Source organism: Acidicapsa dinghuensis (assembly GCF_025685685.1).
Classification (GTDB): domain Bacteria; phylum Acidobacteriota; class Terriglobia; order Terriglobales; family Acidobacteriaceae; genus Acidicapsa; species Acidicapsa dinghuensis.
This window is the reverse complement of sequence record NZ_JAGSYH010000003.1, coordinates 269,127-285,369: the sequence shown is the minus strand read 5'-3', so window position 1 is coordinate 285,369 and position 16,243 is coordinate 269,127. Positions and strand designations below refer to the sequence as shown.

Annotated in this window: 16 protein-coding genes; 8 read left to right on the top strand and 8 right to left on the bottom strand. The window is 57.3% G+C overall.

Translation table 11 applies throughout. The features are described 5' to 3' along the window. The first annotated feature begins 325 nt into the window (after window positions 1-325). A complete protein-coding gene (locus OHL22_RS09585; RefSeq protein WP_263336127.1) occupies window positions 326-1,711 on the top strand; it encodes an ArnT family glycosyltransferase in 1,386 nt (461 codons plus the stop codon). A gap of 31 nt (window positions 1,712-1,742) precedes the next feature. On the opposite strand, the gene OHL22_RS09580 is transcribed toward OHL22_RS09585, so the two are convergent. The 6 genes from OHL22_RS09580 to OHL22_RS09555 form a co-directional block, all read right to left on the bottom strand. Then, window positions 1,743-2,417 carry a LolA family protein gene (locus OHL22_RS09580; RefSeq protein WP_263336124.1) on the bottom strand — a complete coding sequence of 225 codons (675 nt, stop codon included), beginning with the start codon at window positions 2,415-2,417 and terminating at the stop codon, window positions 1,743-1,745. 156 nt (window positions 2,418-2,573) lie between these two features. Further along, window positions 2,574-2,966 (bottom strand): hypothetical protein, encoded by a 393-nt coding sequence (locus OHL22_RS09575; RefSeq protein ID WP_263336121.1) that lies wholly within the window; start codon window positions 2,964-2,966, stop codon window positions 2,574-2,576. Window positions 2,967-3,006: 40 nt separating this feature from the next. Further along, window positions 3,007-4,335, bottom strand: coding sequence for a serine--tRNA ligase (gene serS / locus OHL22_RS09570; protein WP_263336116.1), 1,329 nt, complete (start codon window positions 4,333-4,335; stop codon window positions 3,007-3,009). A 27-nt stretch (window positions 4,336-4,362) separates the two neighbouring features. Beyond that, window positions 4,363-5,778: an NAD(P)/FAD-dependent oxidoreductase gene (locus tag OHL22_RS09565; protein ID WP_263336112.1), complete on the bottom strand. Its 1,416-nt coding sequence runs from the start codon at window positions 5,776-5,778 to the stop codon at window positions 4,363-4,365. 170 nt (window positions 5,779-5,948) lie between these two features. Then, window positions 5,949-9,017: an Ig-like domain-containing protein gene (locus OHL22_RS09560; protein WP_263336108.1), complete on the bottom strand. Its 3,069-nt coding sequence runs from the start codon at window positions 9,015-9,017 to the stop codon at window positions 5,949-5,951. A 166-nt stretch (window positions 9,018-9,183) separates the two neighbouring features. Further along, window positions 9,184-9,384 carry an allantoinase gene (locus OHL22_RS09555; protein ID WP_263336106.1) on the bottom strand — a complete coding sequence of 67 codons (201 nt, stop codon included), beginning with the start codon at window positions 9,382-9,384 and terminating at the stop codon, window positions 9,184-9,186. Window positions 9,385-9,568: 184 nt separating this feature from the next. Between OHL22_RS09555 and trxB the strand changes: the two genes are divergently transcribed. Genes trxB through OHL22_RS09540 form a run of 3 tightly spaced genes read left to right on the top strand, consistent with a single transcriptional unit; the run spans window position 9,569 to window position 11,563 of the window. Next, window positions 9,569-10,501 (top strand): thioredoxin-disulfide reductase, encoded by a 933-nt coding sequence (trxB, locus tag OHL22_RS09550; RefSeq protein WP_263336102.1) that lies wholly within the window; start codon window positions 9,569-9,571, stop codon window positions 10,499-10,501. Window positions 10,502-10,505: 4 nt separating this feature from the next. Beyond that, complete coding sequence (locus OHL22_RS09545; protein WP_263336099.1) at window positions 10,506-11,246, top strand: YggS family pyridoxal phosphate-dependent enzyme; 741 nt, start codon at window positions 10,506-10,508, stop codon at window positions 11,244-11,246. Next, window positions 11,243-11,563, top strand: a complete 321-nt coding sequence (locus OHL22_RS09540; RefSeq protein WP_263336096.1) for a DUF167 domain-containing protein — start codon at window positions 11,243-11,245, stop codon at window positions 11,561-11,563. The genes OHL22_RS09545 and OHL22_RS09540 overlap by 4 nt, the downstream gene beginning before the upstream one ends. A gap of 64 nt (window positions 11,564-11,627) precedes the next feature. On the opposite strand, the gene OHL22_RS09535 is transcribed toward OHL22_RS09540, so the two are convergent. Together OHL22_RS09535 and OHL22_RS09530 are read right to left on the bottom strand one after the other, a co-directional pair. Continuing rightward, entirely contained in the window at window positions 11,628-11,900 is a 273-nt protein-coding gene (locus OHL22_RS09535; RefSeq protein ID WP_263336093.1) for a GlsB/YeaQ/YmgE family stress response membrane protein, read from the bottom strand. 413 nt (window positions 11,901-12,313) lie between these two features. Next, window positions 12,314-12,853 carry a hypothetical protein gene (locus OHL22_RS09530; RefSeq protein WP_263336090.1) on the bottom strand — a complete coding sequence of 180 codons (540 nt, stop codon included), beginning with the start codon at window positions 12,851-12,853 and terminating at the stop codon, window positions 12,314-12,316. Window positions 12,854-12,978: 125 nt separating this feature from the next. On the opposite strand from OHL22_RS09530, the gene OHL22_RS09525 reads away from it, so the two are divergent. The 4 genes from OHL22_RS09525 (at window position 12,979) to rbfA (ending at window position 16,241) form a co-directional block, all read left to right on the top strand. Continuing rightward, window positions 12,979-14,409, top strand: a complete 1,431-nt coding sequence (locus OHL22_RS09525) for a sodium:solute symporter family protein (protein ID WP_263336087.1) — start codon at window positions 12,979-12,981, stop codon at window positions 14,407-14,409. Window positions 14,410-14,423: 14 nt separating this feature from the next. Next, window positions 14,424-14,720, top strand: coding sequence for a DUF503 domain-containing protein (locus OHL22_RS09520; protein ID WP_263336085.1), 297 nt, complete (start codon window positions 14,424-14,426; stop codon window positions 14,718-14,720). Between the two features lie 83 nt (window positions 14,721-14,803). Next, window positions 14,804-15,727, top strand: a complete 924-nt coding sequence (locus tag OHL22_RS09515) for an EamA family transporter (RefSeq protein ID WP_263336081.1) — start codon at window positions 14,804-14,806, stop codon at window positions 15,725-15,727. Window positions 15,728-15,812: 85 nt separating this feature from the next. After that, complete coding sequence (gene rbfA, locus OHL22_RS09510; protein ID WP_263336076.1) at window positions 15,813-16,241, top strand: 30S ribosome-binding factor RbfA; 429 nt, start codon at window positions 15,813-15,815, stop codon at window positions 16,239-16,241. Window positions 16,242-16,243 lie beyond the last annotated feature (2 nt).

The window sequence follows — 16,243 nt, the reverse complement described above, 5'->3', positions numbered from 1 at the left end:
CATAGTAAGTCGAATTCGGTAACTGGAAATGCGTCTCTCAGACGAAACCTCTTTGCTCTTTCCAGATCTTTCGAAATCGAAAGCGTGAATGTGCCTTCTTGCTCTTGTCCCTGTCTGCGGCAGTCGATTCTGCTGGCAGCGGTTACACTCGAATCCTATGGAAGCAGGTTCGGGGCGTCAATCCAAGACAGAACATGTACAAGAGCAACAGGAGGAAGCGTCCGGCCAGGACCGGGTCGCATTCAAGCGTCATGCGCTGAGCAAACAAGAGAAACTTTCTGCGAACGACAAAATATCAGTCTCTTCTTTCTCTAGTGTAAGCGCTGTGTCGCCCATCTCGTTCCCGCATTGGCAGTGGTTGGGCTGGCGTGCGCTGGCAGCGTTAATCGGCGGTCTCATTCTTAGGCTTTGGATGATGCGAGCCTTCCCCCAGGTCAGCGGCGATGCCCTGATCTACGGAACCATAGCCCGCAATCTCCTGCAGCATGGGACATTCGCCATTGGCACCGATTCCATCCATCCCACGCTCATCCGTCTGCCCGGTTATCCGCTCTTTCTCGCCACCTGTTTCCGCGTCTTCGGTATTGAAAACTACAACGCCGTCGGTTATTTCCAGATCGCCCTCGAACTCTTTTCATGCCTGCTTCTTGCCGACTTTGTCCGCAATATCTCAACCGATCGCGCCGGATTGAACGCACTCTGGCTCGCTGCCATGTGCCCCTTTACGGCAGTCTTTTCCGGAGCGCCGCTCACCGAGTCCCCTACGTTCGATGCAATCTGCCTCGCCCTGTGGTCCCTCGACCGTTATCTGACCAGGAGGCAGCACTCGATTCTATATCTTCTGCTATTCACCCTTGCATTAAGCTCCGCGGCTCTTTTTCGTCCCGACGGCGCACTTCTGGCATTCGCGCTCTGGCCGGCGCTATTCTTCGCGCGCGCCACAACTCAATCACTACGGCCTATGCTTTCCAAAGCTCTGATCGCTGGTGTCCTTGCAGTGCTTCCCTTTGCCTTCTGGGCTGTCCGCAACTGGCAAGTCTTCCACGTTTTCGAACCGTTGGCCCCGCGCTACGCCAATGACCCCGGCGAAGACCCGCACCTGGGCTGGCAGCATTGGGTTAAAACCTGGTGCCTCGATTTCACCTGCACCTACAACATTTACTGGAATGTCCCCGACGATACTGTCGATCTAAACGATCTGCCATCCTGGGTCTTCGACTCGCCAGCGCAAAAGGCCGAAACCGAGCAGATTTTCGCTATCTACAATCGCAACCCTGACATGCCACCGGAATTGGATGTCCGCTTCGCCGCTCTCGCCCGGGAACGCGCCCACGATCACCCCATCCGCACCATGATTCTCATGCCTTTGGGCCGTCTGGCGGACATGACCTTCCGTCCCCGTGTCGAAAATCTCACCATCGATCTCAAATGGTGGCAGTATCACCTGCACCGTTCCGAGACCCGCTTTAGTATCGTCTACGGCGTCGTTAATCTTCTCTTCTTGGGCTTGGGAATCTACGGGCTATTTCTCAAACCGCGCTACTGGCAGTACATGGTGGCCTATCTCGTATTACGTTGCCTGCTGCTGCTCACCATTGAAGCGCCTGAAACGCGCTATACGCTGGAGTTCTTCCCGTTCCTCTTCGCTACCGGTGGCATCTCGCTACAACATATCTTCCGACGGCGCTCAATGGATGCGCTGACGCGCTGAGCACGGGAACCATCAACCATTTTGGAGCACCTTAGTTGGATCCCGAGTGATTGACGGTCTGCGTCCCTGACGCAGTCTTAATCTCAAACGTATCTCCCGGCACCTTACCGTTTAGCCTGATGTGGTTATACGTAAATGTGAGGTAATTTCCATCGGAGTCATAGCGCTGCTGCTTCACCGCAACCCCGCGGGCCGTATCAATCCACAGAAGCACCTTCGGCGTCGACTTGGTCAGCGCCGCATCTTTCGGAGTGAGCAGCAGTTTCGCTGCTTGAACGCCATTTACCGCCTCTACTCCCTGTGACTGCACATTCCAGTTCTTTTCGAGGTCAGCGCCGCTCCCGCCAAAGCCCAGGGTGAGGAAAGAGTTCAACTGGTCGCGCCGATTCCCAACCTGAAATACCTGCAACTGCTTGATCGCCGGTTCATAGAGTTTGCCTACTCCGTCGGCGTAAACCATATCTTTTTGGTACGGTTTCCCATTGTCGGCTTTGATGTGCACGGCAACCCGCATCTGTCCACCAGACCGCGCAAAGACCACTGTCCCGCTCTGCGTATCTGTATCTGGAACGGGATTGACCTGCGTGCCTTCCCATACGATGTCGGCTTCTGCAGAGCTAAAAGTCTTGGAGGACTCGTCCAGCTTACTCAGCACCGGCTGCAGATTGTCCGCCGCAATCGCGGTTCCCGCTACGGCAAAAGCCACCAGTGGTACACATCCAAAGCGTAAAAATTTCCTGAAGTCTTTCATATCTCTCCAGCTTCATTGGACGGAAAGAAAACCACGAAGGATGCCAGCCATACCACCGATTCCCGAACACCTAACGTCGGCAATCCTTGATTCCACACCGGATAGCTCATCCTAGCGATGCGCCCAGACCTTCCATGAGCCCGGCTTGCCATTGGCGTCATAATCGGCAGTCTCCCACTTCACCACGGAAACCGCATCCCCCGTAACTGGCTGAATAGCCACATGCAGCGCCTTTCGCACCGTGCGGATATCCGCGTCCGGTGTTACATTCACGCTGTTTGCCGGAACCGTAATCACCAGCCCATAGTTGCCATCGCGCAGTACCTGGATCGGTCCAGCCAACGCTCCATTCTCAGGAGCTTTATCGCCGAAATCCCAGAAGCGTGGGGTAATAAAAATAAACGCCAGAATCAGCGTCACCATTACGTCGTAATGAAAACTGCCTCTCGGATGCGTCCAGAAAAAGTAACTGCGAAATGTCTTGCCAATCGTGTTTTGACTCATACCATCCACACGCGAATCGATCCGGGTCAGCGCAAATATGTTAGCTCTGCGCCGTGATCCGCTCCAGATTTCCCATATAAGGCCGCAGCGCCTCCGGTATCAGCACCGAGCCGTCAGCCTGTTGATAGTTCTCAAGAATCGCGAGCCACGTTCGGCCCACAGCCAGTCCGCTGCCATTCAGCGTGTGCACAAATTCGTTCTTTGCCTTTGCACCACCCGCCGCCGGACGATAGCGGATATTCGCCCGCCGCGCCTGGAAAGTTTCAAAGTTGGAGCAGGAGGAGATTTCCCGGTACACGCCCTGCCCCGGCAGCCACACTTCCAGATCAAACGTCTTTGCCGAAGAAAACCCGGTATCCCCTGTACACAGCAGCACACGCCGATAGGGTAGTTCCAGAGTTTCCAGAATCTCTTCCGCATCGCGGGTCAGCTTTTCATGTTCGGCGTCTGACTCTTCCGGCTTGGCAAACTTCACCAACTCCACTTTCTGAAACTGATGCTGCCGGATAATCCCGCGCGTATCCTTGCCCGCTGCTCCTGCCTCAGCCCGGAAACAAGGCGTATACGCAGTGAGCGAAATCGGCAGCTTCGCCTCATCCAGAATCTCGTCGCGGTACAGATTCGTCACCGGCACTTCCGCTGTCGGAATCAACCAGTGGTCGTTGTCCCGGTACTCGCCCGGCACAAAATCCGTGCCATCCTGGCAGCGAAACAGATCTTCGCCAAACTTCGGCAACTGCCCGGTTCCAAACAGGCTCTTGCTGTTCACCATGAACGGAGGCAGCACCTCGGTATAACCATGCTGCTCCGTATGCCGGTTGAGCATAAAGTTGATCAGCGCCCGCTCCAGCCGCGCTCCAGCGCCCTTGTAAACAGCAAACCGCGCTCCACTCAGCTTCGCCGCCCGCTCCAGATCTAGAATTCCCAGCGCCTCGCCAATCTCCCAGTGCGGCTTCGGAGTAAAGTCAAAGCTCCGTTTCTCACCCCAATGCTTGACCGCGACATTATCCTCTTCCGACCGTCCCACAGGTACTTCGTCCCGCGTCAGGTTGGGAATGCGTGCCAGCGACTGGCGCATCTCGTCGTCCAGCGCCGCCGCCGCTGTATCGAGCCCATCCAACTGCTCCTTGAGAGACTTCGTCTCATCCATCAGAGCGGTGGCATCCTGCCCGGCTTTCTTTAGCGCACCAACCTGCTGGCTCAGCTCGTTTCGCCGCGCCTTAAGCTGCTCCGCCTGGGTAATCGCCTCCCGGCGCCGGACATCCAGCGAACGGAAGTCGCCCAATAGCGCAACAGGATCGGCGCCGCGGGCGCGCAGCTTTTCTTCCACAAGTGACAGATTGTTGCGAACAAACGCCAGATCCAGCATGGTCTTACCAGATTACTAGACCGGGTGTTATCTGCGCTGGCGTGCCTCGGCAGCCGCCATCCCAACCGGCTCCACTCCCGGAATTTGCCCCGGAACGGGATTTTCGGGATCATGCGCCGACCCGTGAGTTGCATCCTCCCAACCCGGCAGCCTTTGATCTCCGGTGATCAGCCGGGCGCTATCGGTAAAGGTGAAGAACGTCCACGTCCAGGACCAGAAAAGTTGCAGGCGGTTGCGGAAGCCGATCAGGAAATAGATGTGGATGACCGACCAGGTGATCCAGGCCATGAATCCGCCCCAGTGAGCCTTAAACGGCCATTCGATCTTCGCCACGGCCGCCAGCCGTCCAATCGTTGCCATATCCCCTTTGTCGAAATAGCGAAAACCGGTGCGAGGCTTGCCCGCTAGGTCAGCGGCAATCATTCGCGCCGCATGCCGCCCCATCTGCATCGCAGGTTGCGCCACTCCCGGCACCGGATGCCCATCCTGCTCGAAATAAGCCAGATCTCCGCAGACAAATACCTCCGGCATATCTGTCGGATTGAGGAATCTGTCGACAATGACCGTGCCGCGCTTGCTCACCGGTGCTCCCAGCATCCTCCCTAGCGGTGATGCAGCTACTCCTGCGGCCCACAAAATAACCGCGGCCTCAACGCGCTCATCCCCGACCTTTACGTAGCCGGGGCCAACCTCCGTCACCTGCTTGTTATTCCATACCTCGACGCCGATGTCTTTCAGTTGCTTCAGCGCTTTTTCAGATAAATCCTCCGGAAACGTCGCCAGCACTCGCGGCGATCCTTCGACCAGCAACACCCGCGCCTCGCTCGGCTGAATCTTGCGGAAGTCATGCCGCAGGTACAGCCGCGCGATATCCGAAATCGCCCCAGCCAGCTCAACTCCCGTCGGGCCACCGCCGATCACCACAAAATTCAAGGGCGGATGCCACCCATGTTCCAGCATGTGCCGTTCTGCCAATTCAAACGCCAGCAAGACCCTGCGGCGAATCTCAAGCGCATCCTCTATCGACTTCAGTCCCGGCGCACTCTTCGCCCACTCCTCATGACCAAAATAAGAATGCGTTGCACCCGTCGCCAGAATCAGGTAGTCGTATTGGATCGTCGTTCCACTGGCGAGCTGCAACTCGTGTTCCGAAGAATCGATTCCCGTCACCTCATCCATCAGAACCTGAGTATTATTGAAGTTTTTCAGAATGCCTCGGATCGGCTGCGCTATCTGCGCAGGTGACAGCACCGCGAGAGCGACCTGGTATAGCAGCGGCTGAAACGTGTGATGGTTGCGGCGATCGATCAGCGTCACATCCACTGCTAACTTACCCAATTCCATTGCCGCATTGATGCCGGCGAAACCGCCGCCGACCACAGCCACCCGAGGTCTGCGGCCACCGGTTTGTGCAGCCCACGGAGAAGTGTTGGTCTCGTTCATTTCCAGTCCTCACAGTTTCTGATGCGGCGAAGCCTGAAAACGAGTCATAGGTCTTGATAAACGGCATCTGCTGCGTGTGAGAAATATCTTCAGCCGCCTTTGAGCGGTTGAACGCCAATCCCATCGACCATAATCGAACCCAGAAATTGAAGACAAGAATCCATCGCGCATCATGGATGCTGCTCAACACTGAACATCAGGCTCGCTGAATTTCCCGTCGTCGCGAGACCGAGCAGTTTTGTCGCAACCCCTGAGCGAGTCAACGGAGTAATCGACACAAAACCATCCAGAGCAGACGTCAAAGTCGAGCTTTGTGTTACGAGCAAAGGAGCCTGAACGCATCGGCCATGTGCGGAACATTGCGGAGCCCACGCGTAGAGTGCCTGTGTAACGTTCACTGTTGCGCCCGCCATGGCATTGCCGTCCATGTCCAGAGCCCGTAACACCACCTGCACGGGAGTAGCGCCGGAAGCCATGCTCTGATCGGTCCCCGAAACAGCGATCAGAGATCCAAACTCAGGCCGCGAGCCAAATACACCAAAACCCACGCAACTCGTCGTGCCAGCCACGCACGCATTCGAGGTTGCCGTAGCTCCTTCCGCCAACGGTCCCACCGTCAGCGTCGCAGAGGCAATGCCGGAGGAATTAGTCAAAGACGCTGTGCCCGGCGCAGCGATGCCACTTACCGATTGCCAGCTCACACTCTGCCCCGCAACCGGAATCCCGTTGTTCAGCACCAGCGCCTGCACGGGCCATTGCATCGTTGCGCCCGCTGCCAGATACAGCGTGGGCGTCAGCACGCTTATCGTTGCCGCGGGCCCGCCATAAAAGTGCGCCTGCACGCTGGCTCCATTGATCAGTGAAGCGGTGACAATCGCAATCGCGGTGCTTGTCGCCGCTATCTGCAGCGTCGCCGTTCCATCGCCTGAGGTGACCACACTGCAAACGGTCTGCCCACACCCAAGCGAAGCCGCTCCGGACGCAATCGCGTACGTCACGGTAACTCCGCCCCCAGGCGTCCCATCCGAGCCAACAGCCTTCACCGTGAAAGGCTGCGGCACATTCAGAGGCACTTGATTTGCCGGAGCCGCAACGATGCTTAAAGCATCCCCCGCTACTGCATCGTAACTAATTCCGCCTGGAATCACGGCCGTCGCATTAAAGCCGGGAAGATCGTTGACGGTTACATCCTGCGAACTGGAAATTCCGGCTCCCGCTGCTGGAGCAATCGCGGTAATCTCGTTCGGCAAAATGCTCGTTACCTGTGCATTGGCCCCTCCAACAAAAACCGTGTCTCCAGTGCGAAATCCCATGCCGCTAATGACAAACGCTCCTCCCGCAGCAGGCAGCCGCTCTGGAGACACTGAATCCGCATACAAAACCCAGCCATGATAGGCGTAGTCTGAGCGCCCATCCCCGCGAGCATCCTGAATGCCCAACCGCACCGTATCGGCTGCAGCGCTCGAAACCTGCAGCCACGTTTCGCCCGTAGCCACGCCATTTGCAGCAGAGGCGAACGCTGCTGGAGCCGAGCCGATCGCAGCAAAAGCATCCCACACTCCGATGCTGGGCATGGCCTTCACTGAACTCGGCGTGCCGGTCTCATCGAGAGCTTGCGTCACAACAGTGAAGACCCGGTTTGCCTGCACCGGAAACGAATACCAGCCCCCTCCGCCAATTTTGTTGAGGGTGCTGGTCCACTCGCCGGACGGAGGCAAAGGCTCTGGATCAGCCTCTGTCCCAAGTGCCGCCGGTATACGTACCGGGCTGATCGCCGTGCGCAGATCTGATCCACTAGAAGCGCCGGAGCCCGGCTGCATCACCAGACGGAATTCCGGTTCCATAATCATGTCCGGTCTTGGATTTGGTCCCACCGGAATCCGGATTGGCGTGGTCTCACCAGCCGAATTTGCCACCATAATCGCAAGCTGTTTGCTGCCGCCCGCCGTCAGGCCTGTCAACGTTATCGTCGTCATCGTGCCCGATGGTGCAGGCGAACCGAGTACATACGGCCCAACCGACTCGCTATTCGCATATTGCGGATTCACAGCTTCGAAGGTCACCTGATAGTTTGCCGTGGTCACGCCTGGCGGCAGCGGAATCGCACTCAGGTCAAAGTATCCTTGCATCGAAGTATTGCTGCTGCCAAAGCGGTCATACCGATTCCCTTGCGTATCCACATACCCGGTGATCTCATTTCCATGATTTCCCGTGAAATACGCACCCGAAACAAACGTCACCGTGTACTGGTACAGCGGATTCCCATTCGCATCCAGCGGCCGCGCTACCACATTCACGCCCTGCATCCCCTGCGCATTGCGAAAGCTGATCGTTCCCTGAATCGATACCGTATTGGCAGCGGTAAGCTGCTTTCCCGGAAAGTTCGCCAGATTCGACGCAGTCACCGGATACATCCGGCTCGCCGCAGCTACATCGTCATACCGAATCTGCGTCGGATTCGGTATGCAGCTTCCACCCGTCTCGCCGCATTCATAGTTCGCCGGCTCCATGATCGGCCAGCCCAGTGGACCGTTCGTTTCGCTGCTGTTCTTCAGTGCATCGTCGTTCACCTGCGAATAATCCAACCCCAGGATGCGCCCGAAGGCCCGCTCCAACTGATAGCTCATCATTTGCAGCAGGCTCGCCGACGTAGCACAGCGGCCATTCACCACAATCACGCCGTGCGCAAAATTGGCGTTGGTTGTCATGTTGTCGATCCAGTAAAGTACCCCATTGAGCTGGCAAGATGTCGGATCGCTCGCTCCCGATCCTTCCAGTGCATCGATCACCGCTCCATCCGAATCGAAGATCACGGCAACAGGTGTCGCTGTCGCATCGGGCACAACATCGTTCGGCGCATCCAGCACCCCATTTCCGGCCACGACATTGCCGCCATTTACGTCTTCTGCCAGAGATCCCGCATCGGTGAGCTGGACAGCTGCCGTCGGCACCGCATTCCACACCGCCGCCGCAGCATCCACCATCGCCACGGCCTGCGCATTCAACAATGGACCCAGCGAGCCCTGGTCCACAAAGTAGTGCAGCCGTCCGTTGGCCCAGACAACGGGCTGGCCCATCACGGCCGCGTTGAAATAAGTAGCTCCCGCCACATACTTCGGCCCTCCGGCAAAGGCATCTTCCAGACCGGCGGAAAAGCAGACGCAAATAGCCAACGCATGGATGCCCAGCGCGAGCACGCACCCGCGTCCGATAACCTTCCTGCCTATCCTGAAAGCCAAACCCACCCAATTGCTCCGCAGGGAACAAATCCAGCGTTCGCTCCGGCTCAATTAACCGCACAGAACGCGCTGGCATCCACTGCCTCGCATGCAGGAGCAGGGCCAGAATTCATGCGTAAGATCAGAGATTTCTAGGGTGGTTTTAACGTGCCGGGGTCAGAGATCTCTAAATTTCGGGGTAGAAATCGAAGAAAGCATCTAGGCTCATCTTGAGCTGCCGCTCGATCTCCTCGCGCGAGCCCTCCAGCACATGCATCGTGACCCGCGCCTCATGTCCGTTGGCAAGCTGTAACACCGCGTCTTTTACCTCAGTCACTTCTCCCTCAGGGAGCAGCCGCAATCCGTATATCAGCGTCAGGTTGGCCATACGCTCTATCTTACAGCCGGTTTATCTTCGCTTTGAGCCGAATGCGATTCCCGCGCATCCATTGTCAGGAGGCATACACCAGACGCCGTCTTACCTCGGTCCCAGTCGAACCGATGGATAAGCCGGTTGGTTTAACGGATGCGCCCCGCAGAAAGGCTCCGTTACAATCGTCAAGGTACATATCATGGAAGAGATTCGCGACACAGTTATTCTCGGCTCCGGCTGCGCCGGCCTCACCGCTGCTATCTACACCGCACGCGCCAACCTGAAACCCCTTGTTCTTGAGGGCCACGAGCCCGGCGGCCAGCTCTCCATCACCACGCTGGTTGAGAACTTTCCCGGTTGGCCAGAGGGCATCCAGGGGCCGGAACTCATTGAAAACATGAAGAAACAGGCTGCGCGCTTCGGTGCTGAATTCAAGCTGAGCCACCTGGTTTCCGTCGACCTCAAGTCGCATCCCTTCAAGCTCAAGACCTCTCAGGGCGAGATTCACACCCGGACGCTCATCATTGCCTCAGGCGCCAGCGCGCGCTGGCTCGGTCTGCCTAGTGAACAGGCCCTGATCGGCCATGGCGTCTCAAGCTGCGCCACCTGCGATGGATTCTTCTTCTCAGGTCACGACATTGCCGTAGTCGGCGGCGGCGACACCGCCATGGAGGAAGCGCTATTCCTCACTCGCTTCGCCACCAAGGTCTATCTCATCCATCGTCGCGAAAGCTTCCGCGCCTCCAAGGTAATGCTTGAGCGCGTCATCGCTCATCCCAAGATCGAGATTGTCACCAATACCGTCGTTGACGAAGTGCTCGGCGTCGAAGAGAAGTCCGTCCGCGGCCTGCACATCCGCAACATCAAGACCAACGAGAAGTCGGTCCTTCCCGTCACCGGATTCTTCCTCGGCATCGGCCACGAACCCAATGCCAAGATGTTCCATGGCCAGATCGATCTCGACGACGAGGGCTACATCGTCACCAAAGACAATGTCATGACCCGCGTTCCCGGCATCTTTGCCTGCGGAGACGTGCAGGACCGCCGCTACCGCCAGGCCATCACCGCCGCTGGCACCGGCTGCATGGCTGCTCTTGAGGCAGAGAAGTATCTCGAAGAGCACGGTCACTGAGGCAATGTCCGAATTCGAAGAAAGACACGCGCGGCTTGAGGAGTCCATCTCAGCCGCGTGTCACGCCGCAGGCAGACAGCGCGAAGATGTAGAGCTGATGGCCGTGTCAAAAAACCACCCGGCCTCCGCCATTCTTGAGGCCGCCAGCCTCGGCCTCTACGTCTTCGGCGAAAACCGCGTGCAGGAGTTCACCTCCAAATCCGTCGATCTCTCGCTGGCTTCGATTCCTGGAGCAGCAATGCCCGCGCGTCAGGCCGTCCGTGTTCACCTCATCGGCCACCTGCAATCGAACAAAGCTACTAAAGCCGCCGAAGTCTTCGACGCTGTCGACTCAGTCGATTCGCTCAAGCTCGCCGAGCGTCTCAACGAAGCCGCCGCAAAACTTGGCAAGAAGCTACCAGTCCTGATCGAAATCAAGCTCAGCACAGAAGAGACCAAAGCTGGCCTCGCACCTGACTCGCCCGAGTTGAGCGAGCTGCTCGAAAAGCTGCCCGATCTCGCCAACCTCGAAACCGAAGGCCTCATGACCATCGCTCCGCTCGATGTTCGTGAAGACGAAACCCGCGCCTGCTTTCGTCATCTGCGCCAACTTTGCGACCGGCTCGCAGCAACCTACCCGCGCTTAAACTTCCCTGTGCTCTCGATGGGCATGAGCGGCGATTACGCGCTCGCTATCGCCGAGGGAGCGACGCGCATCCGTGTCGGTACAGCACTCTTCGGCACACGTCCCGGCTATCAGAAATGACCGAAGCCCGGATAGCCGCGGCTCTACGTAAACATGCACAGGGCTGCACCATCACTGTTCGAGTACAGCCCGGCGCTAAGAAGACCGAGATCCTAGGCATCCACGGCCAGGACGATCAGATCGTCCTCAAAGTTGCGGTGCAGGCTCCGCCTGTCGAAGGCCGCGCCAATGATGCGTTGATTGCGTTCTTCGCGTCGTTACTCAAACTCCCAAAATCCTCCGTAACTGTGTTCTCGGGCGAACTCTCCCGGAACAAAGTTCTCCTTGTGCGCGGCATCAGCCCTGCCGACCTACAGGAGCGGCTGCCTCACCTGTAGTTAGCTCACTCGAATGCGGGGCTCGAATGCGGGGCTATGGATCAGCCCCGCGCGTATCGAAAGGTTACAGGTTTGCCGATCTGTTGCCCGAGATGAGCCGGATGATCAGCGTGAGAACGACGGCACCGATAACCGCAATGACGATACTTCCGATAAGGCCATGCTGCCCTACGCCACCGAAGCCTAAATGCCTTGAGAGAAACCCTCCTACCAGTGCTCCGACAAGACCAACAACCATGTCCATAAATACGCCAAAGCCAGAACCTTTCATCAGCTTGCCGGTAAGCCAGCCCGCGACGATTCCGATGAAAATCCAAGCGATAAGCCCATGACCCATGTGTGCGTTCTCCTTATATGTTTGGGTTCGTTATTTGATCTGGGGGGAATTGTCCTCTGTAATTGATCATTCCGCGCAAGATTGTATTTGACGCGTTAGGACCAACGAATTGGTTGGATGCGAGGGTATGACGGACCACGAAGACTGCGCAAGAAGAAATTAGTCACCACACCTGAGTCACTGGATGGGCGCGCGAAGGAAGCTGATCAATGCTGCGCCACCGGCGAATCGTATCCTGCATGCGAATTCGGCATGGGCATACTACTCGCCTCTTCGAGAGTAAGAAGACGAAGCGCTCAGCACCGCCTTTGCGGCGATGCTAGGTATCAACCAAGGCTCGGGCTTGCGACAATCAGCAAGTCTCCCTTATGCAAGCCTGGCGCCAGAAAAAGAACATCCTTCGTTCGCGCCGCTCAAGCATTCCTGAGCGCAGGCAGCCTCTGAATCAGCACCACTGCCTGCGCGTATATCTCAAGGCATTTCTCATCCAGCTTCGACACGGCAATCAGCTTGCCTTCGGTATAAGCTATGATCCAGTCGCCAGCCACCTCAAGATGGAACTTGCGCCCGCCCGTAGACGGTGTGTCTGAGCAGCGCAGATCGCCCGCGTTGCGAAAGGCCACCACAGTCTGATTCACTGTTCGCGCCTGCCGTCCACCTTCCTTAGGCAGATCGTACGCAACATCGAGCACCGCAATCTCATTTCCTCGCAGCGACCCTACCACGCTGTTTGTGATCTTCGTATCGCGCCAGGCGAAAGAACTCTTCCTCAGATGCATGCCATCCGGCAGTTCCTTGCCCAGCCAGCGGAATTGTCGTTCCGTGGCGAAGCGCTTCATCGAGCGTGTGCGGTAGATGATGCGAATAAGGATAAAAAGAAAGATCGCAACGATAATGCCAAAGCACAACAGTTGCTCTGTCCAAGTCATATTCTGAATAAGCGGATAGTACATGCTGTCCCTCCCCGGAACTCCTGCCTGAGATTCCGTCTCAACGGCCTCAGGGTTAGGCCGCGGCCCGATCCGTTACACTCGCATTACTCTGTCTTCCAACGAGTCAGGGAAGGGAACTGCGGTTAATGTCGTCGCTTTACGTCGTATTGCTGGTAATCATTGCGGTCGCGTTGATGGCCGTTTCGGTCTATCGCGCATTCACGGTTAAAACCAAGGCCGACTATCTCGTCGCCGGACGCACGCTGCCCGCAATCGTCCTCGTCTTCACACTGCTCAGCTCCTGGATCGGCGCCGGCTCTCTCTTCGCGGGAGCAGAAAATGCCTACCGCAACGGCATGGCCGCACTCTGGCAGCCGGCCGGAGGATGGCTCGGACTGCTGCTCATATACTTCATTGCGCCAAGAGCACGGAAATTTGCTCAATTTACTATTCCCGATCTTCTCGAAGCCCGCTATAACCAGACCGCGCGCGTCCTGGGGGCCATAGCCATCCTCTTCGCCTACACCGGCATCACCAGTTATCAGTTCCGAGGCGGCGGCGACGTGCTGCATCTGATCTTTCCTGATGTCGTTTCACCCGCGCTCGGTACCTATCTGATCGCTGGCTTCGTCATCATCCTCACCGCGCTCGCAGGTATGTCCTCTGTGGCATATTCCGACCTCATCATTGGCTCCATCGTCACCGTCATCTGCGTCATCGCCGCGCCCTATCTGGTTTCACGCGCAGGCGGATGGTCCGGCATGGAAGCAGTGCTGCCCGCAACACACTTCCAGGTGCTTGGCAATCTCAGCTTCCTTCGCGCCATGGAGTTCCTCGTACCGACGCTGCTGCTCATGCTCGGCAACCAGGCGATGTATCAGAAATTCTTCGCGGCAAAGAGCGAAGGCGATGCGCGCAAAGCCGTTGTCGGCTGGATCATCGGTACGCTGTTGCTCGAAACCGTCATCATCATCATCGCGGTCGCCGGTTCGGCGATGTTCCAGACCGGAGAAGTAGCCCAGCATCCGCGCGAAATTATCCCCTACACGGCACGTCATGGATTGCCGGCCTTTATGGGCGCACTGCTGCTCGCCGCGGTCTTTGCCAAGGTCATCTCCACGGCATCGAACTTTCTCTTCTCGCCCGCGACCAATCTCGTTAACGACATCTACGTTCGCTACATCTCGCCCGAGGCCAGCCACAAGCGTGTCCTCATCGTCTCGCGCCTCACGGTTGTCCTGCTCGGCTGCTGGGCCCTCTATCAGGCGCTCTACGCCGAGAGCATCCTCGAAAAGATGCTCTATGCCTATACCGTTTATTCAGCGGCTCTCACGCCCGTGATCCTCGCTGCGTTTTATTCAAAGCGTGTCACAGCGTGGGGAGCAGTGGCCGCAATCGCTACCGGGACCGCCGTTACCCTCACATGGGATATGCCAGCCGTCAAGCATCTTTTCCCGCCGATCCTGGCCGAGCGTGACGCAATCTTTCCCGCGCTGATCGCGGCAGTTGCCGTCATGATCGTGGTGAGTCTCATTACGCCCAAACCAACCTCAGAACAACTCGCGCAGTTCTCATAAGCGCATTTGAATCCATGCCCGTAGCCCAGCTTACTCTCGAACTCCGCATCGAGTACGCGCACTCGCTCAAGGATCGCCGACAGGTGGTGCGCTCGCTCAAAGACCAGCTTCGCCAGGGATTCAACATTTCCGTCGCCGAACTCGACGAAGCCGTTACCTGGCAGAGCGCCACCATTGGCATCGCTGCCATCTCGCATTCCCGCGATTATCTGCAGGGGCAGATGGCCGAGGTTGAGAAGGCGGCGTCTCGAATAGTCCGCGATCTTGGCGCCGAGGTCGCCGATGCCTGGTGGGATTTTCTCGAGATCTGAACGCGCCGGAGCTTCGAACAAGAACTGCATCTCCGAATCCTGGCCCCGCATCTGCTTGCTAACGCTGCATCAGGGTATTGAGCATGACGCATGACCCGAGCCGCCCACTCTGGAAGACATTGACGGCCTTTGCCATCATTTATTTCGTCTGGGGCTCAACATTCTTTGCTATCCGCGTCGGCGTTGAGCAGGTTCCTCCGTTCCTGCTGGCCGCTCTGCGCTTCTTCGTTGCCGGGTTGGGGCTGCTGCTCTGGGCTGGAATCAAGCGTGAACCAGCGCCCTGCAGACGCGAATGGCCGTCGATTTTGCTGCTGGCGTCCATGATCTTCGTTATGGATTACGGCCTGCTCTTCTGGGCAGAGCAGCGTGTCGCGTCTGGGATAGCCGCGGTAGTGCTTGCTACGATCCCGGCCTTTATGGCTTTGGCTGAGATATTCATTCTGCGTACGCAGCGGCTTACCGTGCGCTTGGCCCTGGCGTTGTTGATCGGGATCATTGGAGTGTGTGTTCTCACCGTCCGATCGCTCGGCCTCAGCGGCGCACCGGTAGATGCTGCCGGAGCGGGAGCACTCATTCTCGCGGCTATAAGCTGGTCCATTGCATCGGTACTCACGCGCCGCCTGCCGCTGCCAGCCTCCAAAGTCATGAGCTCTGGAACACAGATGCTGGCTGGTGGCGTGATGCTGATGGTACCTGCGGCCCTGGCAGGCGAATTCCAGCGGTTCCATCTCGCGAGTGTCGCTCCGGCTGCATGGGTTGCACTGCTATATCTGATTGTCTTCGGTTCCATCATCGGTTTCACGGCCTATCTCTGGCTTATCCACCACGAGTCGCCTACAAAGGTGGGCACATACGCTTATGTCAACCCGGTTGTTGCCGTGATTGTGGGATATTTCCTGGGTGGTGAGCCGCTGGGTCTTCGAACCATTCTGGGTACCGTATGCGTGTTAATCAGCGTGATCGTGATTACAACTGCCAGAAAACAGACAGTAAAAGACCAGGGCTGAGCGTGCGGTTTCTCGTAGCGCACAGTAGCGAAAGGCGAGAGAAAATCGCTCTGGTATTCTAATTAGTTTATTCGGAGGGAAAGCTATGGCCGAACCAAGATCGCGCATATATCATCGCAGCCGTGTCGCGGAGACTTTGCGTGAAGAAATCGGCGCGATGCTGGAAGGTGAGCTCTCCGATCCTCGCATCGCTGTTTGCTATGTAACTGAGGTTGCCATGCACCCCGGCAACAAATCCGCGCGGGTATATATCGCTGTCAACGGAGACGAAGAGGCTGAAAAGGCCACTGTTGCCGCACTCACTGCTGCAAAAGGCTATATCCGCCATGAGCTGCTGGAGCGCATGGGTGTGCGTCGCGTTCCCGATCTTAGTTTTCACATCGACAAGACACAGAAATTCAATGCCCGAATAGAGGAATTACTGGGGCGATCGAAACGCCGTCAACGTTTCGCCGGCGGAGAAAATTCTGAATCGGCTGCACAGCCCGAGCCAGTAACCCGAGAGACAAACTGATT

Bases quoted from the DNA above. Each gene is read 5' to 3' on its own strand.
- trxB (WP_263336102.1), top strand. From the start codon at position 9,569: ATGGAAGAGATTCGCGACACAGTTATTCTCGGCTCCGGCTGCGCCGGC.
- OHL22_RS09545 (WP_263336099.1), top strand. From the start codon at position 10,506: ATGTCCGAATTCGAAGAAAGACACGCGCGGCTTGAGGAGTCCATCTCA.
- OHL22_RS09575 (WP_263336121.1), bottom strand. From the start codon at position 2,966: ATGAGTCAAAACACGATTGGCAAGACATTTCGCAGTTACTTTTTCTGG.
- OHL22_RS09535 (WP_263336093.1), bottom strand. From the start codon at position 11,900: ATGGGTCATGGGCTTATCGCTTGGATTTTCATCGGAATCGTCGCGGGC.
- OHL22_RS09565 (WP_263336112.1), bottom strand. From the start codon at position 5,778: ATGAACGAGACCAACACTTCTCCGTGGGCTGCACAAACCGGTGGCCGC.
- OHL22_RS09520 (WP_263336085.1), top strand. From the start codon at position 14,424: ATGCCCGTAGCCCAGCTTACTCTCGAACTCCGCATCGAGTACGCGCAC.
- serS (WP_263336116.1), bottom strand. From the start codon at position 4,335: ATGCTGGATCTGGCGTTTGTTCGCAACAATCTGTCACTTGTGGAAGAA.
- rbfA (WP_263336076.1), top strand. From the start codon at position 15,813: ATGGCCGAACCAAGATCGCGCATATATCATCGCAGCCGTGTCGCGGAG.
- OHL22_RS09540 (WP_263336096.1), top strand. From the start codon at position 11,243: ATGACCGAAGCCCGGATAGCCGCGGCTCTACGTAAACATGCACAGGGC.
- OHL22_RS09555 (WP_263336106.1), bottom strand. From the start codon at position 9,384: ATGGCCAACCTGACGCTGATATACGGATTGCGGCTGCTCCCTGAGGGA.
- OHL22_RS09525 (WP_263336087.1), top strand. From the start codon at position 12,979: ATGTCGTCGCTTTACGTCGTATTGCTGGTAATCATTGCGGTCGCGTTG.
- OHL22_RS09530 (WP_263336090.1), bottom strand. From the start codon at position 12,853: ATGTACTATCCGCTTATTCAGAATATGACTTGGACAGAGCAACTGTTG.
- OHL22_RS09515 (WP_263336081.1), top strand. From the start codon at position 14,804: ATGACGCATGACCCGAGCCGCCCACTCTGGAAGACATTGACGGCCTTT.